The sequence below is a fragment of the Pseudarthrobacter sp. MOO14 genome (assembly GCF_058267675.1).
Map to the genome: position 1 here is coordinate 1,813,677 of NZ_CM177849.1, position 25,356 is coordinate 1,839,032.

The 25,356-nt window shown below is 66.1% G+C and carries 23 protein-coding genes; 13 read left to right on the forward strand and 10 right to left on the reverse strand.

Translation table 11 applies throughout. The annotated features are described in order from the left end of the window. Nucleotides 1–89: 89 nt before the first annotated feature. Both AC4EEV_RS08590 and AC4EEV_RS08595 read right to left on the reverse strand, forming a co-directional pair. A complete protein-coding gene (locus AC4EEV_RS08590; protein WP_491330657.1) occupies nucleotides 90–497 on the reverse strand; it encodes an SRPBCC family protein in 408 nt (135 codons plus the stop codon). Beyond that, on the reverse strand, nucleotides 494–808 hold the full coding sequence (locus AC4EEV_RS08595; RefSeq protein WP_491330658.1) for an ArsR/SmtB family transcription factor: 315 nt from the start codon (nucleotides 806–808) through the stop codon (nucleotides 494–496). The genes AC4EEV_RS08590 and AC4EEV_RS08595 overlap by 4 nt, the downstream gene beginning before the upstream one ends. Before the next feature lie 176 nt (nucleotides 809–984). Here AC4EEV_RS08595 and AC4EEV_RS08600 point away from each other — a divergent pair, with 176 nt between their 5' ends. Further along, on the forward strand, nucleotides 985–1,719 hold the full coding sequence (locus tag AC4EEV_RS08600; protein ID WP_491330659.1) for an EAL domain-containing protein: 735 nt from the start codon (nucleotides 985–987) through the stop codon (nucleotides 1,717–1,719). Here AC4EEV_RS08600 and AC4EEV_RS08605 read toward each other — a convergent pair. Next, the gene (locus AC4EEV_RS08605) at nucleotides 1,716–2,021 is read right to left on the reverse strand and encodes a hypothetical protein (protein WP_491330660.1); all 306 of its coding nucleotides are present in this window, start codon (nucleotides 2,019–2,021) and stop codon (nucleotides 1,716–1,718) included. The two genes, AC4EEV_RS08600 and AC4EEV_RS08605, sit on opposite strands and share 4 nt — an antisense overlap. Nucleotides 2,022–2,068: 47 nt before the next feature. Here AC4EEV_RS08605 and AC4EEV_RS08610 point away from each other — a divergent pair, with 47 nt between their 5' ends. Continuing rightward, a complete protein-coding gene (locus AC4EEV_RS08610; RefSeq protein ID WP_133831780.1) occupies nucleotides 2,069–2,428 on the forward strand; it encodes a VOC family protein in 360 nt (119 codons plus the stop codon). Between the two features lie 57 nt (nucleotides 2,429–2,485). On the opposite strand, the gene AC4EEV_RS08615 is transcribed toward AC4EEV_RS08610, so the two are convergent. Then, complete coding sequence (locus tag AC4EEV_RS08615; protein WP_491330661.1) at nucleotides 2,486–2,830, reverse strand: hypothetical protein; 345 nt, start codon at nucleotides 2,828–2,830, stop codon at nucleotides 2,486–2,488. A 97-nt stretch (nucleotides 2,831–2,927) separates the two neighbouring features. On the opposite strand from AC4EEV_RS08615, the gene AC4EEV_RS08620 reads away from it, so the two are divergent. Further along, nucleotides 2,928–3,452 carry a flavodoxin domain-containing protein gene (locus AC4EEV_RS08620; RefSeq protein ID WP_018760947.1) on the forward strand — a complete coding sequence of 175 codons (525 nt, stop codon included), beginning with the start codon at nucleotides 2,928–2,930 and terminating at the stop codon, nucleotides 3,450–3,452. 90 nt (nucleotides 3,453–3,542) lie between these two features. Here the strand turns inward: AC4EEV_RS08620 and AC4EEV_RS08625 are convergent, their stop codons facing one another. Beyond that, nucleotides 3,543–4,535, reverse strand: a complete 993-nt coding sequence (locus AC4EEV_RS08625; protein WP_491330662.1) for a patatin-like phospholipase family protein — start codon at nucleotides 4,533–4,535, stop codon at nucleotides 3,543–3,545. 189 nt (nucleotides 4,536–4,724) lie between these two features. On the opposite strand from AC4EEV_RS08625, the gene AC4EEV_RS08630 reads away from it, so the two are divergent. Next, complete coding sequence (locus AC4EEV_RS08630) at nucleotides 4,725–5,198, forward strand: GNAT family N-acetyltransferase (RefSeq protein WP_491330663.1); 474 nt, start codon at nucleotides 4,725–4,727, stop codon at nucleotides 5,196–5,198. 75 nt (nucleotides 5,199–5,273) lie between these two features. On the opposite strand, the gene AC4EEV_RS08635 is transcribed toward AC4EEV_RS08630, so the two are convergent. Both AC4EEV_RS08635 and AC4EEV_RS08640 read right to left on the reverse strand, forming a co-directional pair. Beyond that, nucleotides 5,274–6,314 carry a hypothetical protein gene (locus tag AC4EEV_RS08635; RefSeq protein WP_491330664.1) on the reverse strand — a complete coding sequence of 347 codons (1,041 nt, stop codon included), beginning with the start codon at nucleotides 6,312–6,314 and terminating at the stop codon, nucleotides 5,274–5,276. Nucleotides 6,315–6,650: 336 nt separating this feature from the next. Continuing rightward, on the reverse strand, nucleotides 6,651–8,276 hold the full coding sequence (locus AC4EEV_RS08640; RefSeq protein ID WP_491330665.1) for an HNH endonuclease signature motif containing protein: 1,626 nt from the start codon (nucleotides 8,274–8,276) through the stop codon (nucleotides 6,651–6,653). Between the two features lie 228 nt (nucleotides 8,277–8,504). Between AC4EEV_RS08640 and AC4EEV_RS08645 the strand changes: the two genes are divergently transcribed. The 8 genes from AC4EEV_RS08645 (at nucleotide 8,505) to AC4EEV_RS08680 (ending at nucleotide 17,416) form a co-directional block, all read left to right on the forward strand. Further along, entirely contained in the window at nucleotides 8,505–8,963 is a 459-nt protein-coding gene (locus AC4EEV_RS08645) for a hypothetical protein (protein ID WP_491330666.1), read from the forward strand. Between the two features lie 106 nt (nucleotides 8,964–9,069). Further along, on the forward strand, nucleotides 9,070–10,041 hold the full coding sequence (locus tag AC4EEV_RS08650) for a MurR/RpiR family transcriptional regulator (protein ID WP_018760941.1): 972 nt from the start codon (nucleotides 9,070–9,072) through the stop codon (nucleotides 10,039–10,041). Nucleotides 10,042–10,102: 61 nt separating this feature from the next. Continuing rightward, entirely contained in the window at nucleotides 10,103–11,014 is a 912-nt protein-coding gene (locus AC4EEV_RS08655; RefSeq protein ID WP_491330667.1) for an NAD(P)-dependent oxidoreductase, read from the forward strand. 38 nt (nucleotides 11,015–11,052) lie between these two features. After that, nucleotides 11,053–12,600, forward strand: coding sequence for an aldehyde dehydrogenase family protein (locus AC4EEV_RS08660; RefSeq protein WP_491330668.1), 1,548 nt, complete (start codon nucleotides 11,053–11,055; stop codon nucleotides 12,598–12,600). A 7-nt stretch (nucleotides 12,601–12,607) separates the two neighbouring features. After that, nucleotides 12,608–13,834: an amidohydrolase gene (locus tag AC4EEV_RS08665; protein ID WP_491330669.1), complete on the forward strand. Its 1,227-nt coding sequence runs from the start codon at nucleotides 12,608–12,610 to the stop codon at nucleotides 13,832–13,834. Beyond that, nucleotides 13,831–15,201 carry a DUF3100 domain-containing protein gene (locus AC4EEV_RS08670; protein ID WP_109045663.1) on the forward strand — a complete coding sequence of 457 codons (1,371 nt, stop codon included), beginning with the start codon at nucleotides 13,831–13,833 and terminating at the stop codon, nucleotides 15,199–15,201. Before AC4EEV_RS08665 ends, AC4EEV_RS08670 begins: the two co-directional genes overlap by 4 nt. Nucleotides 15,202–15,469: 268 nt before the next feature. Next, entirely contained in the window at nucleotides 15,470–16,561 is a 1,092-nt protein-coding gene (locus AC4EEV_RS08675) for a type I restriction endonuclease (RefSeq protein WP_285319710.1), read from the forward strand. A gap of 138 nt (nucleotides 16,562–16,699) precedes the next feature. Beyond that, nucleotides 16,700–17,416, forward strand: coding sequence for a hypothetical protein (locus AC4EEV_RS08680; RefSeq protein ID WP_491330670.1), 717 nt, complete (start codon nucleotides 16,700–16,702; stop codon nucleotides 17,414–17,416). Between the two features lie 40 nt (nucleotides 17,417–17,456). Here the strand turns inward: AC4EEV_RS08680 and AC4EEV_RS08685 are convergent, their stop codons facing one another. The 3 genes from AC4EEV_RS08685 to AC4EEV_RS08695 form a co-directional block, all read right to left on the reverse strand. Further along, nucleotides 17,457–19,514 (reverse strand): ABC transporter ATP-binding protein, encoded by a 2,058-nt coding sequence (locus tag AC4EEV_RS08685; protein WP_491330671.1) that lies wholly within the window; start codon nucleotides 19,512–19,514, stop codon nucleotides 17,457–17,459. Continuing rightward, nucleotides 19,511–21,259, reverse strand: coding sequence for an ABC transporter ATP-binding protein (locus AC4EEV_RS08690; RefSeq protein ID WP_491330672.1), 1,749 nt, complete (start codon nucleotides 21,257–21,259; stop codon nucleotides 19,511–19,513). The genes AC4EEV_RS08685 and AC4EEV_RS08690 overlap by 4 nt, the downstream gene beginning before the upstream one ends. A gap of 150 nt (nucleotides 21,260–21,409) precedes the next feature. Beyond that, nucleotides 21,410–22,501: an SDR family oxidoreductase gene (locus AC4EEV_RS08695; RefSeq protein WP_491330673.1), complete on the reverse strand. Its 1,092-nt coding sequence runs from the start codon at nucleotides 22,499–22,501 to the stop codon at nucleotides 21,410–21,412. 528 nt (nucleotides 22,502–23,029) lie between these two features. On the opposite strand from AC4EEV_RS08695, the gene katG reads away from it, so the two are divergent. Beyond that, complete coding sequence (gene katG, locus AC4EEV_RS08700) at nucleotides 23,030–25,324, forward strand: catalase/peroxidase HPI (protein ID WP_491330674.1); 2,295 nt, start codon at nucleotides 23,030–23,032, stop codon at nucleotides 25,322–25,324. Nucleotides 25,325–25,356 lie beyond the last annotated feature (32 nt).

Genomic DNA, 25,356 nt, shown 5'->3' on the forward strand with positions numbered 1-25,356 from the left:
GCTTACACGTGAAGCTGCTGGTGGCTGGTGGCCGCCTGAAGGCTCATCGACGGGCCAACTACGTGGAGCGTAGCAGGTATGCGCCGATCTCAGGAGACCTCGGCGAGCAGCCCGTCCATCCGCGCCAGCAGGCCCGGCCAGCCGTTGCCCATGCCTTCGATCGCATGGCGGCCCATGGGGGTATCGAGGCGGAAGCCGGCGTGCTCGAAATGGAGGATCGTGCCGCCGTCAATGGGTTCCAGCCGCCAGGTGATGGTGGTGTCCAGCTGGCCTTCGGCGAAGAGGAAGCTGATGGACGTGCCCGGGTCCACGGCGAGTACCTCGCACTGCTGCCGGCCCCAGCAGTCCATGTCCATGGTGAAGCGGTGGCCCACGGCAGGTGTGATGTCGCCCGGGGCCCACCACCGTGCCAGCAGTTCGGGCGTGGTGAGTGCGGCCCAGACCGCCGCTGCGGGATGCGGGAAGCGGCGTTCGAGCCGGATGGCGTTATCTGTCATGACGGTTTCTCCTCGTCCAGAAGGTCGGCCAGCGCATCCAGCCGCTGGTTCCAGTAGTGCTCAAAGTGCTTCACCCAGCCGCCGATCTCGGCGAGGGCGGCAGGCTGCAGGTGGTACACCCTGTTCCTGCCCTGGCGTTCTTCCCGGACAATGCCTGCCTCGCGCAGGACTGCCAGGTGCTCGGAGGCGGCGGGGCGGCTGAGGTCCAGCAGCCCCGTGAGTTCACCTGCCGTTCGGGGCCCTTCCCGGAGCTCGTCGAGGATGACGCGCCGCGCCGGGTTGGAGACGGCGGCAAAAACATCAGGAAGCACAATGGCAGTATATGTCGGAATTATCCGACGCATCACCTGATGTTGGGTGAACAGCGAAAGGATTATCCCGCGCACCTGCCCGGCCGTGTCCTACTCTTGAGTAACCATTCGAGAGGACCCCAACTTTGGCATGCGACGGCTGCACCACATCTTCACGGCTTGATTTCGACTTCAGCATGGCTTTCCAGCCGATCTATGACGCTGTTGCCGGCAGGGCGTGGGGCTATGAGGCGCTGGTTCGGGGCGTGGCGGGCGAAGGCGCGTACGAGGTCCTGCGGAGGGTTTCCCCGGAGCAGAAGTACCGCTTCGACCAGGACTGCCGCGTCAAGGCCATCGAACTGGCGGCGCGGCTCTTCCCGGCCGGCGAGAACCTGATGCTCTCCATCAACTTCATGCCCAACGCGGTCTACGAACCGGCGGCCTGCCTCCGCGCGACACTGCTTGCGGCTGCGAAAGCCGACTTCCCGTTGTCCTCGATCATGTTCGAGTTCACGGAGAACGAAGAAGTCACTGACACCGCCCACCTGACCAATATCATCACCGAATACCGCAAGCACGGCTTCATCACGGCGATCGACGACTTCGGGGCCGGCCATGCAGGCCTGGGACTCTTGGTCGACTTCCAGCCGGACCTGATCAAGATCGACATGAAGCTCATCCGCGGCATCGACGGCAGTCCCGCACGGCAGGCAGTGGTCGCCGGCATCGTGGCCATCGCCGGGGACCTCAACATCACCGTGCTCGCCGAGGGCATCGAAACGGAGGCGGAATACCGGGTTTTGCAGGCAGCCGGTGTCCGCCTGCTCCAGGGCTATTGGTTCGCCAAACCGGCGTTCGAGCAACTTCCCGAGATCCACGTCCCCGTTGCCGCCGCTGGCGGCGTGCAGGGCCTGGCGGTCTTCCCCCGCTAGCGGCGGACGGAGCCAGCCCGACGGCCCGCAACCATGCCTGCCCAGAAAGAGAGCACCAGCAGTCCCACGCCGGCAACAGCCAGGCCCGCCTGCGTGCCTTGCGTGATGAACGCAGCCCCGTTGGCGCTGAAAGGCTGGTTGCTCAAGGGAGCGTAGGCAACCCAGCCCGTGAAGTCGCGATTAAGGTACGCGACGAGGCAGCCGACCAGCACTGCCGCCAGACCGAGGCAGGGTACGACGGCGGCGGGCAGTTTGGCGCGTTTGGATGGTCGTTCTTCCCCGGATGTGTTGTTTTCCCCCATGCAGGCGAGTCTAGCCGGACCTGCCCCGCCCGGTTTAGGCTGGGCGGATGTTGACCATCGGCACCATCGTCCTCGGCGTCAACGACGTCGCCGCCGCTACCACCTTCTGGCATGAAGCCCTCGGTTATGTCCCCCGGGAACCTGGTGACGACACCTGGGTGACCCTCGAACCGCCGTCGGGGCCCGGCGCCCACCTGTCCCTCATGCTCAGCGAAACATCTGTCCAGGCTTACCCGCGGATCCATCTGGACCTGTACGCGGACGATCAGGCCGCGGAGGTGGAGCGGCTGGTCTCCCTCGGCGCCAAGCGCGTGGACTGGGATATGTACCCGGAGGACCCGGACTTCGTGGTGCTTGAGGATCCGGACGGAAACCGGTTCTGCGTCATCGACAAGGGTCCGGAGTAGCGTCCCTGGCGGCCTACAGGCAGCCAGCCGGGCTAGGAGTCCTGGCCGGCAGCCCAGTCAACGGTGGTTCTTGCGCTGCTTTATAACGTGAAGCTCACTGCTTTCGGTTTTCGCCTTTTTTTCGGCACGTTTCTCAAGGATCGACTTGCCGACCTTTTTGGCCGCTCCGCCTTTTGATTTTCCAGACACCGGAACCACGCCCTTCTCTCGCGTTAACGGCCACCATACGCTCTTTTGCTTTTTTAGCCAGTCCCGCCGTCCTACCCGGCCTGAGGCCTGGCAGGGCAGCAAAATCGGGACCAATGACGTGACCTCGCCAGTTATGGCGAATTCATAATTTTGACCGCCTCCGACATTCTTCGCTCCTTTTGTCATCCCCTCTGAGAAGTGCCAAAGGCTCATGCGCCAAAAACTTCCGGGACGTTGGGCCCTACGCCACGGACCGGGAATTCGGCAAGGTAATACAGGACCCGGTCCGGACACCACCAGGAGGCCAACGATGGGCAGCATCTACATCCCGTACGGGACCACCGAGGGCCAGACGGCCAGGATCGCCGAGTTCATTGGGGACGTCATCCAGGCGCATGGGCACCAGGCCCGCGTTGCGGACATCAAGCAGGCAGGCGACTCGATCCCGCCCGGGTGTGACGCGGTCCTGGTGGGGGCATCGGTGCACATGGGCAAGCACGAGGAATACGTCCAGGACTTTGTCCGGAAGAACCGGGAAACCCTGGAGCGGCTCCCATCCGCCCTGTTCTCCGTCAGCCTGGCCGCGCACGGGGATGCCGAAAACGCCGAGAGCTACGTCCGGGAGTTCGAGGAGCAAACCGGTTGGCGGCCGGCCCATGTGGCGCTGTTCGGGGGCGCCCTGCTGTACACGCACTACGGGTTCATCAAGCGCCTCATCATGAAGAAGATCGCCGGCGACAAGGGCTCCCTGGACACCGATACGTCCCGGGACTACGTCTACACCGAATGGGACGGCGTGAAGAGGTTCGCGGAGGATTTCCTGGCCACGCTGTAGCGGGAAACGTTCGACGGCGGGCGCCCACCCGCCGTCGAACGCGCACCCGCCGTCGAGCGCGTCCCGGGGGCGAACGCGTCCCCGGCGGCGTCAGCTCCAGACGGCGGCAAGCCGCCCGGCAAGGGCCGTTCCTTGGGTGTAGCCAGCCTGGGCGGCTGCGGGGCGCAGCCGCAGGTCCATGGCGTTGGCACCGAACAGGTGTTCCGAGCCGACGTCCGGGAAGACCGTTTCCACCACGCTGCCGGTGGCCCGCAGCTCATCGGCCTGCGCTGCGAGCTGCATGTTCCACTCCAGCGGCATCCGTGTCCTGCCCCCGAAGGGCGAGAGGACCAGCACCCGCCCGCACCCGGCCGCCAGGTCGGCGTTCTCGTTGCGCCGGTAGCCGCCGTCGATATAGCTGCTGTTCCCGATCCCGTACGCCAAGCCGCTGGCGCAGCTGGCGGCCACGGCGTCCACCAGGTCCACGCCGCTGTGCCGGTGGAACACCACCGGTTCGCCACTGTGGGCATCAACCGCGGTCATCAGCAGCTCGTGCTGCGGCCATTCGAGCGTGGGGAGCCGCGTTGCAACTGTTGCGCGCCACTGCTCCCGGAGGGAACCGCCCTGGGCTGAACTCTCCCCTGCAGAACCTGCCGGCGACGCGCTGTCCTGCACCGGAGCGGTCGCCGTTGAAGGGTTCCGGGCAGCCGCCATTTCCAGGGCAACCGCACCCATACGGCGGCGCATGTCGGCCGCATCCTCGGCGGCGGCAATGATCCTGCCGGTCCGCTCCAGGTGGTCGGACACCGGCCTGGCAGGGGCGTGGCCGGCTGGAGGGCGGCGTTGTGGCGGCAAAGGCGCGTCCAGGATGGCAGCATATAGTTCGGCCGGGGGTGCCCCGGCGATTTGGGCTGCGGCCGTGGATCCGGCGGAGGTACCGATGACCCGGTCGGCCCGGGTCACGTCCAATCCGGCATCGGCGAGGCCCGCCAGGACGCCGATCAGCCAGGCATTGCCCGTTGATCCGCCCCCGCCAAGGACCAGTGCGCGGCCGGGAAGTGAACCCTGGGAGGGGCGTGGTTGGGAGGAAGGTGTTGTATTCATGGGAGTCGCCTTTCGCGAATAGCCTGTGCGGCGCTCCCGGTGGCGGCTAGTTCAGCCGCGCGATCGTGGACTGCGAGGGAGCACCCATTGCGGATACTGCATTCATGGGTCTCACCTCCTGCATTCGGATCACGATCCCCCGAATAGTCGCACACCGCGGCGCCGCAGGCAACCGGTACCTTTGAAGTGATGATTTCCATAGAGCGGGACAGCCCCGAGCGCGACGACGTCCACCGGCTCCTGAGCGAGCACCTGGCGGACATGTTCGCCACCTCGCCTCCAGAAAGCGTGCATGCGCTGGACCATTCCGCGCTCTCCGCCCCATCCATCACGTTCTGGACCGCCCGCGAGCAGGGTGCACTGCTGGGCTGCGGGGCACTCAAGCTCCTGGGCTCCACACCGGGCGCAGCCGGGAAGGGCGAGATCAAGTCCATGCGCACCACCACATCGGCTCGGGGACGAGGCATCGCCAGCCTCATGCTTCGGCACATCCTCGCCGACGCGCGGTCCCGGAACCTGGAGCGCGTCTACCTGGAAACCGGGACCGAGGACTACTTCGCCCCGGCCCGACGCCTCTATGCCCGCCACGGATTCACCGAGTGCGCACCATTCGCCGGCTATGTGCTGGATCCCCACAGCGTGTTCATGGCGCTCCGGCTCTAGGACGGCCGGTTTCCGGCACACAGGAAAGCGGACGACGGCGGGTGGGCGCCCGCCGTCGTCCGCTTCAGTGTGGTGCTACCCGCTGTACGGGACCTTTTCCCAGCTCAGGACGTCTGCACCCTTGGCGTTGTTGCCTGACACGGTGACGCGGAGGTAGTCGACGGCGTTATTGGCGCCGTCCACGGTAATGCGCTGCAGGTTGTCCGCGGCCGGCGAACCGTAGATATCCAGCCAGGGCGAGCCGGCGGCGAGGGGCTGGTTCTGGGCGAAGACGTGGCTGTCGCCGTTGACGAGGTAGACCGGGGCGTCAAAGCGGTTCGTTTCGTCCACGATTGCCTGCACGACCTCCCGAAAGCCGGACACGGTCTTGGGGTCGGCGGCGGCGTCGGCGAGCAGCGCGGGATCGAACATGTCCGCCTGCTGCATGAGTACCACGGCCCGGTCGTTGCTGCGCTTGGCATCGGCGAAGGTCTGGTGGATCTGGGCCAGGACGGCGTCCGTGCGGTGTTCCACCTCGGCGAGCTGTTCCGGCGTGGGAGCGGTCTTGCCCAACCCCGTCCACGGCAGGAGCGAGTTGTTGCTGCCTTGGACGTTCAGAACGGAGAAAGCCACCCGGTTCTTGGTGAAGCGGACGTCCTCGGGCAGCCCCAGGTTCGCCTGGCTCTTGACGGGCATGGTGGCGCCAAGCGTCTTGCCAGGTTCGTTGAAGAACACCTCCCTGATCTTGTCCAAGCGCTCCAGCGGGTTGTAGGCGCCGTTGTTGGTTCGGTGGCAGTCCACCCATTCGTTGTCGCCCGGCGTGTAGACCAGCGGGTGGGTGAAGGTGTCGAACTGGGAGCGGATGTAGGAGAAGTACTCGTTGGAGCAGACGGAGGAGCCGTTCTTGATGTCGCCCACGTGTGCTACAAACTTCAGGTCCTCATCGGCGTTGAGGTCCCGGATGTGCGACGGGAACTTTGCGATCTCGGCCGCACCATAGGGAATGTCGCCGATAACGCCGAAGGTGAAGGCCTGGCTGCTGTCGCTTGTGTTGTCGGCTGCTTGGGCGGGAGCTGCGGCTGCTCCGGCGAGGGTGGCGAGGACGGCAAGCGTGGCCAGGGTGGATCTTACGAACACGGGGTACTCCTTGGACGGTGGGCCTTCCGCCCTTTGTATCGCGAGCCGCCGGGCAGTGGGTGCCTGCCAAGGCTTGTCCGCCCGAAAGAACGGAGGTGGACGTGGTGGTTGCGTAGGGATGAACTGGCCGGGACATTGCTGGGCACGGAAATGGGCCGGGCACGGAACGGACGACGACCCGACGACGGCGGGGCACCCGGACAGACCCCGGCCAGGCACCGACCCGAGCAACCCCACGACGACGGCACGCATCCGCCGTCGCCCCCTTCGCTGCATCGGCCGCTGCGTCGGCGCGGCAGTTTCGCCGCAGCAGTGTTCTAACTCTGTGCCGTGGCGTCACGAGGCGAGGTACGCCACGATGATTTCCTCGAAGGGGCTGGCCCCACCCGGTGGGCAGCCCGGCGGAACGATCCATTCCGCTGCCGGGAATCCGGGCGGCCATTGCGGTTTCTGCCAGTCAGGTTGTTCGGCCGGATAGTGACGGCCGGCAGGGGAAGTCCATCCGGGTGGCTCGTTCATGGTTGCCGGGGTGGGCGTCCACGTGGAGCCGTGTTTCAGGCGGTGGTGCTTGGGGCACAGCTGCCCCAGGTTGCTGATTCCAGTGGCTCCACCGTGTTGCCAGGCGGTGAGGTGGTCTGATTCGTTGTCCTGGGTGTGGTTGCTGCAGCCGGGGAAGGTGCACCTGCCGTCACGCATCCGGATCCACCGCTTCATGCTTTCCGGCAGCCGGTAGCTGGTGCGTCCGATCTCCAGCGGCGCCCCGTCCCGCGGGTCCACCAGCACCCGGTAGAACGAACCAGCCCCGTCCGCAACGAGCCGGCGCGCCATGGACGCCGGAATGGGACCGAACCCGTCAAGGTCGGCCGGTTCATCCGTGAGCCCCAGCAGGGAAAAGACGGGCACGGTGACCAGGACGTCTGCTTTTGGTGTGGGAATCCTGCTCAGGTCAACGGCGTAAGGGTTGCCGTCCTCGGCATGGGGGCCGTTGCCGGCATCGAACGAGCGGGCATCGTGGCCGTCGTCGCCAGCCCCGGGGTTCGAGGCGGCATTACGCTTCGAGGCAGCCCCGGGGTTCGAGCCGGCCGCGGGGTTCGAGCCGGCAACAGCCGCGCCACCAGCCCTGGCACCCATCAGGAGTGCGGCCGCGACATCTGCACGCAACTGGGTCAGGGTGCGGTCCTCCCCGGGGCCCTGCAACCCGCGGGCCACAGCGGACGCCTTGTTCCACACCGCGCAGGCCGTATCGCCGGGAAGGTACAGGGAAAGCCACGCCATGCCATCCACGTCCGGCCGGTATTCCATCCGCCGGTCCGCCACGCCAATGGCGTGCCGCTCTTCCAACGAGTCCGGATACGTGCGCTCCCGCCAGGCCCGGACCTTCCGCCGGAAGCGCGACGGCACGAGGTCGCCGGGCGCGGCGCCGCGGGCAGGGTTCGGGTCCCCTGGGTCGAAGAAATGGGCCACCAAAGCCGCAGCACGGGCGGGTTCGAGCCCTGTGGTTTCGTCGACCACGGCACGGGCGTGCTGCCACGAAATGGTGCCCGCCTGCAACGCATCCAGAGCCGCCGGCAACGTGGTGGTCAGCGCGTGGGCCTGCCCCAGCAAGGCCGATGCGGCGCGTTCGCCGATGGTGAGTACGCAGGCGATCTCCGCCACCATTGTCATTTCCTGGGCTGATTCCCTGTAAGCCCCGGCCGGGGGTGCCTCCAACAGGGTTGCTGCCTCCGCGTGGACGGCGATCATCCTGACCTTGGCCGCGGCTGTTGCCGCCTCAATCCGGGCCAGCACTTCCAGTCCCTCAAGGGAGGCTTCGGACAGCTCCCGCAACGGATCGGGCCCTGCGCCAGCCGGGCTGCCTCCGGCCACGACCCGCTCCAATTCATGGACCAGCCCGGCCACAGAGGCGACCGCAGAGGCGATTGCCGCCCTGCCTCCCGCACCTGCCACCACACCGGCTTCCATAACCAAAATCTTCGCAGCAGGGTCTGACATTTTGGGGTGACGCCAACAACCTGCACCCCGGCTGGAACAGACAGCCCGCGAGGTACCAAAGCAGCCGCGCAGCACGGAGGCGTGCGACGGCGGGTGCCCACCCGCCGTCGTACGCCTCGCCAAGGTGCTGAAGGGAGCCTGCGGGTACGGGTTCCGGGCCGTAGGCTGGGATTTCAGCTTTCTGTAGGGGGAACAGAAATGAAGCACACCATTACCGTCGGCACGGCCATTGCAGCCCTTTTCGCGCTGGCGGCTTGTTCAGCGCAGGATCCCGCGCAACCGGCTGCCGCGAGTCCCGCTCCCGCGGTCCAGCAGGAGCTCACCGCCAAGCTGCTCGTCTCCGATGGGGGCACCAAGGCACTCACGGTCGAGAGTGCACCGTCAGGGCCGCGGGTGGAAGCCACGGTGGCGGGACAGGTGTCCAGGGATGGCGCCGGCTGCCTCATCCTGCTCGCGAAGGACGGCACCGACTGGACCTTGATCTTTCCGGCGGGCACCAGCCTGGACGGGGAGGCTGCGGTTTTGCCGGACGGCTCGGTCTTGACCCACGGGGACCACGTAAGCGTGGACGGGAACAGGGTTCCGGCCAACGAGGGCGCGAGCATGTGCTTGAACTACGCGAGGCTCTTGTCGGTTGAAAGGGCCGCAGCAGGCTAGGTTTTACATCCCCGAAACGCAAAACACTGTTCGCAAACGAAATTGCAGAGTACATTAGATGCAATTGAACTTGCAGAGTGATCTGCGTTACAGGACGGGCACCAGCGTGAACCCCAGCGCTTCCACAGAGCAGGCAGAAGAGCAGGCACCAGGGCAGGCAACCCAGCCGGCAGCAGTGTCAGCAGCAGAGCCGGCACCCGGGCGCGCCGCCGACATTGACGGCAACGGCTCCGGCATCAGCTCCCACGCGTGGCTTGGTGATGCCCTGCCGGACGTTGCGCTGACCAAGGCCCAGAGCCGCGTGGTGGAGGTCATCCGCCGCAACCCGCAGCTGTCCTCCTACGCGGACATCGCCGAGATTGCCCAGCGCGCGGACGTGAACAGCTCCTCCGTGGTCCGCACGGCACAACACCTGGGCTACCGCGGCTGGCCTGACCTGCAGCGGGAACTCCGGTCCCGCTACCTGGTGATGATCTCCACCGAGGACACCCTGACCGAGCACGGCGAAACCCGCAGCCCGCTGTACGAAGCCATCACCCACGACATCGAAAACCTCCGCCTGACGCTGGACTCGAACACCCCCGAGGAAGCCGAGGCTGCCATCGCCGCGCTGGCGTCAGCGAAGTCCATCACCGTCGTCGGCATCGGCTCCTTTGCCGGCCCCGCCAGCGTCATGGCCCACCTGGGTTCCACCATGGGTTACCCGATCAGCCTGGAAAACCGTGCCGGCCCCCACCTGGCGTCCAGCACCAACAGCCTTGGGCCCGGTGATGTCCTGGTGGTGATCAACATGTGGCGCTCCGTCAAGCAGATCATCATCGCCGCCGAAGCCGCCAAAGAGGCAGGCGCAACGGTTGTTGCCATCAGCGACCTGCGCCGCGGCCGCCTGGCCACCGCCGCGGACCACCTCCTGGTGGTCGCTTCCGAAGGCATCTCCTTCTTCCAGTCCGTCACCGCTGCAAACTCACTGGTCTACGGCCTGCTCGCGGGCATGGAGGCAGCACATCCGGAGCGCAGCCGGGCCACCATCCGCCGCACCCAGCAGCTCTGGAAAGACCTGGACATCTACCTCGACTAGCTGCGCCGCAAATACAAAACCGCGGCACGCAGAACCACCAACAGCCACCAGGAGTACCTCTATGAACGAGCCACAAAACAACCGCGTCGCCGTCATCGGCCTCGGCGCCATGGGCGGAGCCATGGCCGCCACCTTGCACAAGGCGGGCTGGGACGTCACCGGCTTCGACCCCTCGGAAGCCGCCCGCCAAGCAGCCGCAGAAACCGGCATCGGCACCACGGACACCCTGTCCAGCCTGGCCGGAACACCTTACGCAGTCCTTTCACTGCCCGCTGCCGGCATCGTCGAAACCACTGTGCCGCAGCTCCTGGCCGGCCCGGGAACGGTCGCCATCATTGACACCACCACCTCCGAGCCCGCCACCAGCAAGCACATGGCCCAGCTCGCGGAGGCCGCCGGTGCGGCGTTCATCGACGCCCCCGTTTCCGGTGGCCGCGACGGCGCCGCAACGGGAACGCTCAGCGCCTTCGTGGGTGCCACGGACGCCGCGCTGAAAGCTGCCGAGCCGGTTCTGCTGGCGCTCACCGGCGGCAACTACAGCCACATCGGCAGCCCCGGCAGCGGCAACGTGGTCAAGCTCCTCAATAACGTCCTGGCCGCCGCGAACCTCGCCTCCGTGGGCGAGGCGCTGGGCGTGGCCAAGGCCTACGGCATCGATCCCGCTACGGCAGCGGCCAGCATCAGCGGAGCCTCCGGCGGCAGCAAAGTCTCGGCCGCCATGTATCCCAACTGGGTCCTCACCGGCACGCACGATTCCGGCTTCTCCATGGGCCTGATGGCCCGTGACGCCGCCCTTGCCGTGGACGTTGCCGCCCAAATCGGGGAGAAGCCCGCGCTTCTGGCCGCCGTCGCCAACCAGTGGCAGGACGCCCTTGCAGTCCTTGGCCCGCGGGCTGACTTCACCGAGATCGCCCGAATCGTGGCCCCCGCCATCACCCCGGCCGGCGCCCCGGCACCCACCTCCGCCGCCTAAGAGCCCCCGCGACTACGTCCCCCGAAGGAAACAAGAACTTGAGTATCACCACAGCACCCACCTCCTCTTCCAAGGCCACCGCCAAGTCGGTCCTGGACGCCGCCTTCCCGGCGGGCCTCGGCGCTTTCGTTGACGGCCGCGTCGCCGCCGGAAGCGGAGACAGCATCACGCTCACCGCAGCGGCCACTGGCGAGCCGTTCGCCAGCTACGCGGACCCCGGCGCCGAGGGTGCCAACGCCATCCTGGAAAGTTCGACGGCGGGCGCCCGGATTTGGGGCGCGCTGAACGGTTTCGAGCGGGCCGCCATCCTCCGGAACGTCAGCCGCGCCGTGGAGCAGCACGCCGAGGAACTGGCCATCCTCGAGTCCGCCACCACCGGCAAGCCCATCCGGGACGCCCGGGCAGAGGCGGCCAAGGTGGCCGAAATGTTCGGGTACTACGCCGGGTGGGCGGACAAGCTCACCGGGCAGACCATCCCCGTTCCGGGCAACTGGCACACGTACACCGAGCGCGTGCCGTGGGGCGTCGTCGTCGCCATCACGCCCTGGAACGCACCGCTGTTCACCGCCGGCTGGAACTCTGCCGCCCCACTGGCCGCTGGCAACGCGGTGATCATCAAGCCCAGCGAATTCACCCCGGCGTCGTCGGTCCGGCTGGCCCAGATCGCCCATGAAGCGGGCCTGCCGGCGGGCGTCTTCAACGTCGCCGCGGGCCTGGGCCAGACCGTGGGCGCGGCACTCACCACCGACCCGCGGGTGGGCAAAGTCAGCTTCATCGGTTCGGTCCCCACCGGGCGCCGTGTCGCCGTGGCCGCAGCCCAGGCGGGTATCCCGGCCCTGCTGGAGCTCGGCGGCAAGAGCGCCAATATCGTCTTCGCCGACGCCGACCTGGACCGAGCCGCGGACGGCGCCATCTCCGCCATCTTCTCGGGTGCGGGCCAGTCCTGCGTGGCTGGGTCCCGGCTCCTGGTGGAGCGCAGAGTGCACGCCCAGTTCGTGGAGATGGTCGCCGCCAAGGCCGCCCTGCTGCGGGTGGGTGATCCGCTCAGCGCAGACACCGAGGTGGGCCCCATCATCACCGCGCAGCAGTTTGCCACCGTCACCGGCCTGATCGAGGCGGGAATGGACGACGGCGGCCGTCGCCTCACCGAGTCAGCGTTGCCGGAGGCGTTGAGCGGCTCCGCGCTGAAAGGCGGCCACTGGGTGATGCCCACGCTGCTGGACGGCGTCACCCCGGCGAACCGGCTGGAAACCACCGAGGTGTTCGGCCCCGTGGTGGGGGCGGACGCGTTCGATACCGAGGCCGAGGCAATCGCCCGCGCCAACAACACCAGCTTTGGCCTGGCCGGGGCGGTGTGGACCTCGGATGTGTCCCGCGCCCACCACGTGGCCCGCGAGGTCAAGGCCGGCACGTTCTGGATCAACTCCTACAAGACCATCCACGTGGCGGTGCCGTTCGGCGGGTTCGGGGATTCCGGCCACGGCCGTTCTTCCGGCCCGGGCGTGCTGGACGAGTACACCCAGACCAAGGCCGTGTGGGTGCCAACGCGCGCCGCCGGATCCCCCTTCCCGTCACTGTCCTACTAGGAGACCCATGCACACGACTGACACAACCCCCGCCGCAGGTGCGTTGCGCACTGCCCTGGCGGACGGCGTCGAACGCTGGAAACCCCGCGTGGAGGCGCTTGCCAAGGACATCCACGGCTTCAAGGAACTCTCCTTCGAGGAAGTGAAGTCTGCCGAGGCCATCACCGCGCTGCTGGCTGAGGGCGGCTTCGAGGTGGAGCACGGCAGCGCCGGGCTGCCCACCGCCTTCACGGCGACCGCCGGCAGCGGCGACCTGACCGTGGCGCTCTGCGTGGAATACGACGCGCTGCCGGGAATCGGGCACGCCTGCGGGCACAACCTGATCGCCGGCGCGTCGGTGGCCGCGGCCCTTGCGCTGCAGCCGTACGTGGACGAGCTGGGCATCACGCTCAAGGCCATCGGCACCCCCGCGGAGGAGCACGGCGGCGGCAAGGCGCTGATGCTGGAGCAGGGAGCGTTCGACGGCGTGGGGCTGGCATTGATGGTCCACCCGGTCCAGGACGGGGTCACCTACAACCCAGCCGGGACCAGCGCCCAGGCCGTGGGCCGCTACAAGGCGACGTTCACCGGCAAGGCCGCTCACGCGGCTGCGGCCCCGCACCTGGGAGTCAACGCCGCCGATGCGGCGGTGCTGAGCCAGGTGGCGATCGGGCTGCTGCGCCAACAGATCCCGTCCGACCACCGGATCGCCTGCTTTGTGGCGGAGGCCGGCCACGTCACCAACATCATTCCGGAGAAAGCCGTGGTGGAATTCGAGTGCCGGGCCTTCACCCTGCCCGAGTTCGAGGCGCTGCTGGTGCGGGTGCGGCGCTGCTTCGAAGGGGCGGCGCTGGCCACCGGCACCACGCTGGTGTTCGAGGACACCGAACCGCTGTACGAGCCGCTGATCCAGGATGACGACCTCGCCGCGCACTGGACGGCGGCGATGGACGCGTTCGGCAAGGACACCTCCCCTGCGGCAGGCCTGAGCGGCGGTTCCACGGACATGGGCAACATCTCCCAGGTCATCCCGTCCCTGCACCCGTGGCTGAGCATTCCCGGTGCGGACGTTCCCATCCATTCGCACGCGTTCGCCGCCCTGGCGGACACTCCCCAGGCGTACGGGGTGATGTTCGAGGCCGGCACCGCGCTGGCCTGGACCGTTGCCGCGGCTGCCTCAACCCCCGCCCAACGTCAACGCTTCACCCAAGCGGCGTACCGCCGTCGTACTTTCACCCAGGAAGGCGCATCATGAGCACTGTCACTACAGCCCGGACCGATAAAGCCGGCACCAGGCTGACCATCCCCATTGCCGCTTTGGCGTTCGTGATTGCCCTCGCCGTCCAGTTCATCGGGCAGGCGAAGATCGACCTGGGCATCGGCGCCATCATCATTTTCCCCATGGTGTGGGGCCTGATCCTGGGCCTGCTCGTGTCCATCCAGAAGTTCAAGCCGCTGGGCATCGACCTGCAGCGGGTGGCGGCGGCGCTGGTGGGCGTGGCCGTGCTGCTGCTGGTGGCGCGGCTGGCGTTCAACATTGGCCCCAGCCTGCCCACCCTGTTGAAGGCGGGCCCGGCGCTGCTGCTGCAGGAGGTGGGCCACCTGCTGGGCACCATCGTGCTGGCGCTGCCGCTGGCTGTGCTGCTGCGGATGGGCAAGGCGACGGTGGGTGCCACGTTCTCGCTGGACCGTGAGCCGTCCTTCGCCATGGTGTCCGAGAAGTACGGGCCGGACTCTGACCAGTACCGCGGCGTGCTGGCCATGTATGTGTTCGGGACGCTGTTCGGTGCCGTTTTCATCACGCTGCTGACTTCGCTGGTGGCCAACTGGAAGATCTTCGATCCGCTGGCGCTGGCCATGGGTGCCGGCGTGGGGTCCGGTTCCATGATGGCTGCGTCCGTTGCGAGCATCACCGCGGCGTACCCGGGCGACCAGGACGCTGTCCTTGGCATGGCCGCCGTGTCCAACCTGATCACCACGGTGCTGGGTGTGTATGTGGGCATCTACATTGCACTGCCGCTGGCGGACAAGTTCTACCGGGTGCTGACGCGGAAGCAGGCGAGCCGTGAGGTGGTTGCTGCCGGTGCTGGTGCTCCCGCTGTATCTGCTGCCGACGCCGAGCGCGAGGCCGCCCAGGCTGAGGAGAACCGGCTGTTCCGTGAGCGGGTGGCGGAGTCCTCGGCCGAGATGAAGCTGCCGCTGTGGCTCTCCCTGTCCGTGCTGACGGTGCTGGGTGTTGGAACTGCTTCCGTTGCGGCGAAGGGGTTGTCGCTCTCGATCGTGCTGGGGTACGTGATCCTGCTGGCGCTGGTCCTGGTGAGCATTGGGCTGGCCAAGGTCACCCGTAAGATCTCGGCGATCGTGTTCATCACGACCATCGGCGCGTACATCTCCAGCCCGTGGTTCTTCGGGGCCGAGGCGCTGAACGCGGCGGTCAAGACCGTGGACTTCCTCTCCATCGCCACCGTGATGCTGACCCTGGCCGGCCTGTCCCTCGGCAAGGACATCCCGCTGCTGAAGAACATCGGCTGGAAGATCATTCCGGTGGGACTGGTGGCCATCACGGCGTCGTTCCTGCTGTCCACGGTGATCGCAGAGTTCGCGCTGGGGTTGTGGCACTGAGGTAGTTTCATGGGCCGCCCTGGCTGGGCGGCTACGCAGAGCGGACGACGGCGGGTGGGAGCCCGCCGTCGTCCGCTTTTGTTTTGCAGACCGGGGGTGCAAATCCCCCGGTCTGGTACTCGATGGGGACTCCGTGCAACATGACGGCGGCTATTAGTCGGTTGCGTGTAAATGTCGCTCCTCGGATGTAAGTTTTGCTGCAGCAGCTTTGAACTGCTGTTGGGCACGCAGTGGTGTCCAGCTACAGGGGACTTATTGGGGGTAAGACATGGAATTCGCGGAAAAACTCTCAGCTCTGGCGGCAAAGGTGCGTCAGCAGCGGGGCGTGATTCAAACAGAAGAGGCAACCAAGAATGCATTCGTGATGCCGTTCATCTCGACGATTCTTGGCTATGACGTCTTCAATCCGTTGGAGGTCGTTCCCGAGTTCATTGCCGATGTGGGCCTCAAGAAGGGCGAGAAGATCGACTACGCCATCGTGAAGGACGGCGAAGTCCAGATTCTGATCGAATGCAAGAAGTCCACTGAGCCGGTGAAGATCGAGCACGCATCACAGCTCTTCCGCTACTTTGCGGTCACCAATGCTCGGATTGCCATCCTTACCAATGGCGAGGTCTACCAGTTCTTCACGGACCTCGACGCGCCGAACCGCATGGACGCCAAGCCCTTCCTTGTGCTGGATCTGAACGACATCGACCAGTCTTTGATCCCGGAACTGCAGAAGCTGTCCAAGGATGTTTTCGATCTCGACTCGATCATTAGCGCCGCGGGCGAACTGAAATACATCGGTGAACTGAAGCGCACCTTGGCTGCGCAGTTCAAGGAACCAGAAGATGAATGGGTCAAGTTCCTTACAGCCAGGGTCTATTCCGGGCCGTACACGCAGAAGGTGCGGGAGCAGTTCACCACGCTGGTTGGGAAAGCCACCAAGCAATTCCTCAATGACCAGGTGAACGAACGGCTGAAGAAGGCGCTCGGCAACCCTGGTTTCCCGCAAACCGAGGACGCCGCGGTAGCTACCGCCGTGACCAGTGCTCCAGTCGCAGAAGCGGACCTCGCCGAAGCTGACGGTTTGGAGACGACGCTTGAAGAAATTGAGGGCTACCAAATTGTGCGCGCCATCGTTTGCAGCGAAGTAAAGCCAGTTCGCGTGGCGCAGCGTGATGCCAAGTCCTACTTTGCTGTGCTACTCGACGACAACAACCGCAAACCCATTGCACGGCTGCACTTCAACCGAACCCAGAAGTACATCGGCATCTTTGACGAAAGCAAAGAAGAGACTCGTGTGCCCATCAACTCGCTCGAGGAGATTTACGAACACACTGAAGCTCTTCGGGCCACGGTGAAGAGCTACCTTTGACCGAAACCGTCTCCGATCTGGACGGCTCGACGACTGCCCAGCGACATTAGAGCAACGCCGACGCCTCGACAAATTTGTCCGCTAGCTGGTCAGAAAATTGAGGGGAACGGATCTCGAATACTCCGTAAAGGCGGAAACTTGACGATTCCCCACTTAGAAGGCGAAAAGTCCTTCGCGCTCATAGAAGAAATGACTTCTGCAAGAAATTTGCTGGCATATGGAACGCGTGCGGTTCGCACGGCAGCGCTCCTGGACACAACGCGGGATCCAGTCTTGACCATGCTTTCAATTGGGATCGAAAAGCTATACAAGCTCACGCTTGGCATTGCATCTCTGGACGCAGCGCAATCCTGGCCGACTAAAGCTCAGATGAAGGAATTTGGTCATAACCTTACCGACATGCACACATCTGTCATGACAGAGCTGTCGCAACGGACGGCCGCCAGCACAGATTACGTGCGCGGACTGTTAGCAGAGGTTGAGGCTGATGCCGTTGTCAGCCCGCTAATCGCCACCCTCAGCAGATATGGTCAGTCCGGGCGCTTTTACCATCTGGACCGACTTGGAGACACGCCTCAACCGTGGGAAAGTCCCAGCGCCCACTGGCAGCGGATAGAGGACGCCGTTCTCCGGGATCTGCATGTGGGCGCAGCCTACAGAGCTGCGACAGAGGATCCCACAAACAGCGCCTTATGGGACTATCTGCAAACGTCGATCAACCATCGCATTGCCGACACTGTTGAACGCCTCTGGAAGGCGATTGCAGTTTGCGGACGTAACCACGTTCTTGGCGAAACGGGGACAATTTTTGGTTTCGAGGTCCACCCAGACGCCGTGGGCCGCCAGTCACTTTAAACCTACCCGGCGGGGCGATGCGCGCTAGCGATGCTGAGCCTTAGACCTCCGCCACGGGCGCCGCGAACTGGGCCTCGTACAGCCGCGCGTAAGCCCCGCCGGCGGCCAGCAGTGACGCGTGGTTCCCCTGCTCCACGATCTGCCCGGCCTCCATCACCAAGATGAGGTCGGCGTCGCGGATGGTGGACAGGCGGTGCGCGATCACGAAGGACGTACGGTCGGACCGCAAAGCACTCATCGCCTTCTGCACCAGCACCTCGGTGCGGGTGTCCACCGAGGAGGTCGCCTCGTCCAGGATCAGCACCGACGGCCGGGCCAGGAACGCCCGGGCAATGGTCAACAGCTGCTTCTCGCCCGCGGACACGTTCGCGCCCTCGTCGTCCAGCACGGTGTCGTACCCCTCGGGCAGCGACCTCACGAACCGGTCCACGTACGTTGCCCGCGCCGCCTCCAGGATCTCGTCCGAGGAAGCGGTGGGCCGGCCGTACGCGATGTTGTCCCGGATGGTCCCGCCGAACAGCCACGTGTCCTGCAAAACCATTCCCATCCGCGAGCGCAGATCGTCCCGGGTCATGGTGGTGATGTCCACGCCGTCCAGCGTGATCCGGCCGGCGTCCAGCTCGTAGAAGCGCATCATCAGGTTCACCAGCGTGGTCTTGCCCGCCCCGGTCGGCCCCACAATCGCCACCGTCTGCCCTGGCTCCGCCACCAAGGACAACCCGGAAATCAGTGGCTTGTCCGGCGAGTAGGAGAAGGACACATCTTCGAACACCAGCCGCCCGCGCCCGGCACCATCCGGACTCTGCAAAGAAGAACCAGAAGGATCAGCAGACTGCTCGTCCGTATCCAGCAGCTCGAACACCCGCTCGGCAGAGGCCACACCGGACTGCAGCAGGTTGGCCATGGACCCCAGCTGCGCCAGCGGCTGCGTAAACTGCCGCGAGTACTGGATGAACGCCTGCACGTCGCCCAGCTGCATGGCACCGGACGCCACCTGCAGGCCGCCCACCACCGCGATCCCCACGTAAACCAGGTTCCCGATGAACGTCATGGCTGGCATGATCAGCCCGGAAATGAACTGAGCACCGAAGCTCGCCTCATACAGCTCCGCGTTCTTCTGCCGGAACCGCTCCCCCACCTCACGCTGCCGGCCGAACACCTTGACCAGTGCATGCCCGGTGTAGGTCTCCTCGATCTGGCCGTTCAGCTCGCCCGTGTTCTTCCACTGCTGTACGAACAGCTTCTGGGAGCGCTTGGCAATCAGCGCTGTGATCCCCAACGTCAAAGGAATGGTCACCAGGGCGATCAGTGCCAGCGTGGGCGAGAGGATGAACATCATCACCAGTACGCCCACCACGGACAGCACGGAGGTCACCGCCTGGCTGATGGACTGCTGCAGGCTCTGCGAGATGTTGTCCACATCGTTGGTGACCCGGCTCAGCAGCTCACCGCGCTGGATCGAGTCGAAATAACGCAGCGGCAGCCGGTTGATCTTCGCCTCGATCTTCTCGCGCAGCCCGAACACCGTCCGCTGCACCACGCCGTTGAGCACATACGCCTGCCCCCACATGAACGCCGACGCCAGCACATACAGCACCAGCGCCCAGGTCAGCACGCTGCCCAGCGCCGCGAAATCGATCCCGGCACCCGGCGTCAGCGTCATGGCGCTGAGCATGTCCGCCTTCTGGTTCTCCCCCGCCGCCCTCAGTTGCGCAATCAGCTGCGCCTGCGTCACGCCCGGCGGCAGCTGCTTGGACACCACGCCGGAAAAGATCAGGTTGGTGCCCTCACCCAGCAGCCGCGGACCAATCACCTGCAGCACCACGCCCGCCACGGCCATGACCAGCACCAGCATCAGCCACAGCCGTTCCGGCCGGAGGGTGGCCAGCAGCCGCTTGGCCGAGGCGCTGAAGTTCATCGCCTTCTCCGCCGGCACGTTCATCCCGGCGAACGGTCCGCCACGTCCGGGTCCGCCGGCCGGGCGCGGGATGCGTACGACGGCGTCCTGGCCGCCTTTGCCGCCACCTGCGGTTCCAGCGGGCGTACCTCCGCCCGGGCCGGCTCCGGCGGGGCGGGTTCCTGCACGGTGCGTGCTCATACTGTCTCCTCCGCTGCCAGCTGGGACGAGACAATCTCGCGGTACGTCTCCGACGTCTCCAGCAACTCGTGGTGGGTGCCGTGCGCAACGATCCTGCCGTCGTCGAGCACCAGGATCTGGTCCGCCTCCACGATGCTGGACACGCGCTGGGCGATGATCACCATGGTGGCACCGGCGGTGCTGCGCTTGAGCGCCTGGCGCAGCCGGGCGTCCGTGCCGGTGTCCAGGGACGAGAACGAATCGTCAAAGATGTAAAGCTCGGGCCGTTTGACCAGGGCCCGGGCGATGGCCAGCCGCTGCCGCTGCCCGCCGGAGACGTTGGTGCCGCCCTGCGAGATGGGCGCGTCCAGGCCCTCCTCCATCTGCTCCACAAAGTCGCGCGCCTGGGCGATCTCCAGCGCGGTCCAGAGCTCGTCCTCGGTGGCGTCCGGGTTGCCGTACAGCAGGTTGCTGCGCACAGTCCCGGAGAACAGATACGGCCGCTGCGGCACCAGGCCGATATGCCCCCAGAGCAGGTCCGGATCCAGGTCCCTGACGTTGACGCCGTCCATCAGGACCGCCCCGGAAGTAACGTCGAACAGCCGCGGCATCAGATTCACCAGGGTGGTCTTGCCCGAGCCCGTGCTGCCAATAATTGCCGTGGTCTCCCCCGCGCGGGCGGTGAAGCTGATCCCGGACAGGACGGGCTGGTCGGCACCCGGGTAAGCGAACCCGACGTCGCGCATTTCCAGCTCGCCGCGCCGCGGCTTGCCGGCGAATGCCGCGCTGGTGACCGGGTTCTCCGGCGGCAGGACGCTGGAACTGGTGCCCAGCACCTCGCCAATCCGGTCCGCTGACACCGACGCACGCGGGATCATCACGGCCATAAAAGTGGCCATCATGACGGACATCAGGATCTGCATCAGGTAGCTCAGGAACGCAATCAGGGTGCCCACCTGCATGGACCCGTCCTCGATCCGGAACGAACCGAACCAGATCACCGCCACGCTGGAAATATTCAGGACCAGCATCACCACGGGGAACATGAGCGCCATCAGCCGGCCGGCACGCAACGCGACCTCCGTGACGTCCCTGTTGGCACCGGCAAACCGTTCCGTCTCCATGTCCTCGCGCACGAACGCCCGCACCACCCGGATACCGGTGAGCTGCTCGCGCAGCACCCGGTTCACGGTGTCGATCCGGGCCTGCATCTTGCGGAACAGCGGCACCATCCGGGTGACAATAAGCCCGACGGCGATCAGCAGCACCGGGACGCACACCGCAATGAGCCACGACAGTTGGGCGTCCTGCCGGATGGCCATGATCACCCCGCCGATGCTGAGCATGGGCGCGGCAACCATCAGCGTGGCGGACATCAGCACCAGCTGCTGGACCTGCTGGACGTCGTTGGTGGAGCGGGTGATAAGGCTGGGAGCCCCGAACTTGGTGACTTCCTGCTCGGAGAACTCACCCACCCGTTCGAAGATGGCGCCGCGCAGGTCCCGGCCCAGGCCCATCGCCGCCTTGGCGCCAAAGTACACGGCGATAACGGCACACACGATCTGCGCCAGCGTGATCAGCAGCATGAAGCTGCCGGTGGACAGGATGTAGCCGGTATCGCCCCGGGCCACGCCCTGATCAATGATGTCCGCGTTCAGCGTGGGCAGGTACAGGGACGCGATGGACTGCGCCAGCTGGAAAACCACGACGGCGGCCAGCAGCGGCCGGTGCGGCCGGAGGTATTCAACAAGTAGCTTCCAGAGCATGGGCGGCTCCAACCTGACGGTGTGTCCACAAACGTGGTGCGACAGTCAGTGTACGTCCGGAAACTGGGACTTGACCGGGCGTTGCTGGAGGAAGTTTCAGGGTTCACTGACGGCGTACGGCAGGCCGTTTTGTGAGCCCTTTCGTCCCCCTCAGGGAATCAGATTGTCGGCGCGGTAACGGTCAAACAGTGCTGTGAAGGAGTCCAGCGTCCGACGGTATCCCGTGAAGCCGGCGTCCCTGCTCTTGCCCATGTCCGTGACCACTTCGATGCCGCGCCCCAGGTCGCCGTCCGTGTGCCACCAGGACGCCACCCGGTCCAGTTCCGGTTCGCTGAGGTTGTGGTCAGCGGCAATTTTCCGCCATTGGTCCTCCCGCCCCGCCATGGACTGCTCGAGGGGTCGGGGCGCAACCTGGTAGCCCTCCCACTCCACGCCGAAGTAGGCGGCGAGTTTCGGCCACATCCAGCGCCAGCGGAACACATCGCCGTTCACGATGTTGAAGGCCTCGTTGGCCGCCGCCGCAGTGGTGGAAGCCCACAGCATGTGCTCGGCAAGCAGCCCTGCGTCCGTCATGTCGGTCAGGCCGTTCCACTGCGTCTCGGAGCCCGGGAAGACGAACGGCTCCCCGCTGTCCCGGCACAGGGTGGCCTGCGCCGCCAGGGTGAGGCCCATGTTCATGGCGTTGCCCACCGCGTGCCCGATCACCGTATGCGCGCGGTGCACGGACCAGGTGAATCCCTGCCGGGCCGCTGCCGCCCAGAGCTCATCCTCCTGGGCGTAGTAGAAGTTCCGGACCGGAAGGCGCGGTTCCTCCTCGTGGAAGGGCGTGTCCGGCATTTCCCCTGCGGCGTACGCCTCGAACGGTCCAAGGTAGTGCTTGAGCCCGGTCATCAGGGCGACGTGGGCCACGTCCTTTCCCCGGAGGGCGGCGAGGAGGTCACGCACCATGCCTGCGTTGACGGCGATGTTCTCTTCCTCGGTGGCCCGCCGCGACCACGCGGTGAAGTAGACGTGGGAAGGATTCTCCGGACCAAGCACAGCGGCCAGCGACGAAGCCGAGGTCAAGTCTGCGGAGAGCCACCGGACGCCGGGGCGCTCGGCTCCGGGCCTGCGGGACAAGGCAAGGACTGCCCAGCCTTCGCCCACCAAGGTGTCCACCAGGGCGGACCCTGCGATGCCGGTGGCACCCACCACCAGGGCGGTCCGTCCGTTGCCTGCCGTTGTTCCTGATCCGATGGTCATGGTGCTCCTTCTCTAGGTGCCGGGAGTCTCCGCGCGCCGACGCGGCCTTCCGCTGTGGCGGAAGGCCCGCGCGCTGCATCGCGCCCGGAGGTTGGGCCGGCGTGCTTGTGCCGACGACGGCCCTCTTGCGACAAGCCGCAGCCTCCGACAGATATTCCGTCCCTAGCCGGCAGCCGTTCCAGGCGCATCGGGCCAGACCCGTTCGGCGAGCGCGATGACCGGCGCCAGGGCCGGGTTGTCCGAGTCCCCGGGCCAGGCAGAGGTGCAGGGCTTGGAAGGTGCCCGTCGTGTCAGGCTCGATCGCCCACGCAAGCCGGTGGAGCGCACTCGCCAGCCGGCCACGCAGGACGGACCAACGGCTCCGAAATGCGGGCTTACGCCGGTTGACCAACTGTTACGGATACTCCGGGACGGGGCCATGGGCCATCAAATTGGGGGCCTCCCCCCGTGCCTCTATGTTCCAATGGGAGGGTTGCACCGGCTGCCCGAGTCCAACCGCGGCCTCGGCCCAACGGAAGGAAGAAGCACATGACCGAACGCCCAGACCATCCCCCGGTACCCGCTCCCGAAAGCGCGCAAAGCCCGAAGCAGAACGCCGGGGACGGGTGCCCGGTGGCCCATGGAAGCGCCACAGCCCAGGGCAGCGAGAGTGAAAACCCGGCAATCGATACACCCCAGCCCAAGGGAACCCGGCCGCGGACCAACCAGGACTGGTGGCCCAACCAGCTGGACCTTTCCGTCCTCCACGCCCACGGGCAGTCCAGCAACCCCCTGGGACCATCGTTCAGCTACCGCAAGGAATTCGAGAAGCTCGACGTCGAGGCCCTCAAGCGGGACATCACGGAGGTCCTGACCACCTCCCAGGATTGGTGGCCGGCGGACTTCGGCCATTACGGCGGCCTGATGATCCGGATGAGCTGGCACGCCGCCGGCACCTACCGCGTCCACGACGGCCGCGGCGGAGCAGGCGACGGCGGCCAGCGGTTCGCGCCGCTGAACAGCTGGCCGGACAACGCCAACCTGGACAAGGCCCGGCGGTTGCTGTGGCCGGTCAAGCAGAAGTACGGCCAGAAGGTGTCCTGGGCGGACCTGCTGGTTCTGGCAGGGAACGTTGCCCTCGAGTCCATGGGTTTCACGACGTTCGGCTTCGCCTTCGGCCGGGAGGACGTGTGGGAACCCGAGCAGATCTTCTGGGGGCCCGAGGACGCCTGGCTGGGCGATGAGCGGTACACCGGTGACGCGACGATGGCCGAGGACGTGGGCTCCACCGAGATGGGATTGATCTACGTCAACCCCGAAGGTCCCAGGGGCAACCCGGACCCCGTGGCCGCCGCAGCGTTCATCCGCGAAACATTCAAGCGGATGGCGATGAACGATGAGGAGACGTTCGCGCTGATCGCCGGGGGCCACACGTTCGGAAAGACGCACGGCGCCGGTCCCGCCGACGCCCATGTGGGCCCCGAGCCGGAAGCCGCCGACCTGGAGTCACAGGGCCTGGGCTGGCTCAGCACCTACGGCAGCGGCAAGGGTGGCGACACCATCACCTCAGGACTGGAGGTCACCTGGACGGACCAGCCCACGCAGTGGAGCAACCGCTTCCTCGAGATCCTGTTCGAATACGAGTGGGAGCTGGTCAAGAGCCCGGGCGGCGCCCACCAGTGGGTTGCCAAGGACGCGCCGGAGATCATCCCGGATGCCCACGATCCGCACAAGAAGCACCGCCCCACCATGCTCACCACGGACCTGTCGCTTCGTTTCGACCCCGCCTACGAGCAGATCGGCCGGCGCTTCCTGGCGAACCCGGACGAGTTCGCCCTGGCGTTCGCCAAGGCCTGGTACAAGCTGCTGCACCGCGACATGGGACCGGTGGGTCCGCACATGCTCGGGCCGTGGGTTCCAGAGGCGCAGCTGTGGCAGGATCCTGTTCCCGCCGTCGACCATGAACTGGTCACCGAACAGGACATCGCCCAGCTCAAGGCCAAGCTCCTGGATTCAGGCCTGACCATTCCGCAGCTGGCCGGGACGGCATGGTCCTCAGCCGCGACGTTCCGGAAGACCGATAAGCGCGGCGGCGCCAACGGCGCCCGCATCAGGCTGGAACCGCAGCGCAGTTGGGAAGCCGGCGCGCCGGAGCAGCTGGCCACCGTCCTGCCCGTGCTGGAGCGCGTCCAGGAGGAGTTCAACGCGGCACAAACCGGCGGCAAGAAGGTATCGCTCGCCGACCTGATCGTCCTCGGCGGGGCCGCCGCCGTGGAAAAAGCAGCCGCCGACGCCGGGTTCCCCGTCACGGTGCCGTTCCGGCCCGGCCGCACCGACGCCGCCCAGGAGCAAACCGACGTCGAATCCTTCCAATACCTGCAGCCCAGGGCAGACGGCTTCCGCAACTACCTGCGTGCCGGCGTCAAGCTCCAGCCGGAGACGCTCCTGCTGGACAAGGCGTACATGCTGGACCTCTCCGCGCCGGAGATGACGGTCCTGGTGGGCGGCATGCGTGCCTTGGGGACCAACGTGGGCGGCTCCAGCCACGGCGTGCTGACCGACAGGCCTCAGGTTCTCACCAATGACTTCTTCGTCAACCTGCTCTCGCCCGGCACCAAGTGGAAGGCCTCTGAATCGGAGGAAAATGCCTACGAGATCACGGATGCCGCAACCGGTGAGCTGAAATGGACCGCCACCGCGGTGGACCTGGTTTTCGGTTCCAACTCGCAATTGCGCGCCCTGGCCGAGGTTTATGCGAGCGAGGACGCCGGGGAGAAGTTCGTCAATGATTTCGTTGCCGCCTGGGCGAAGGTCATGGAGCTGGACCGCTTCGACCTGAACTGATTGGCCCGTGTTCCGGGCCGGCCGCCTGTGCG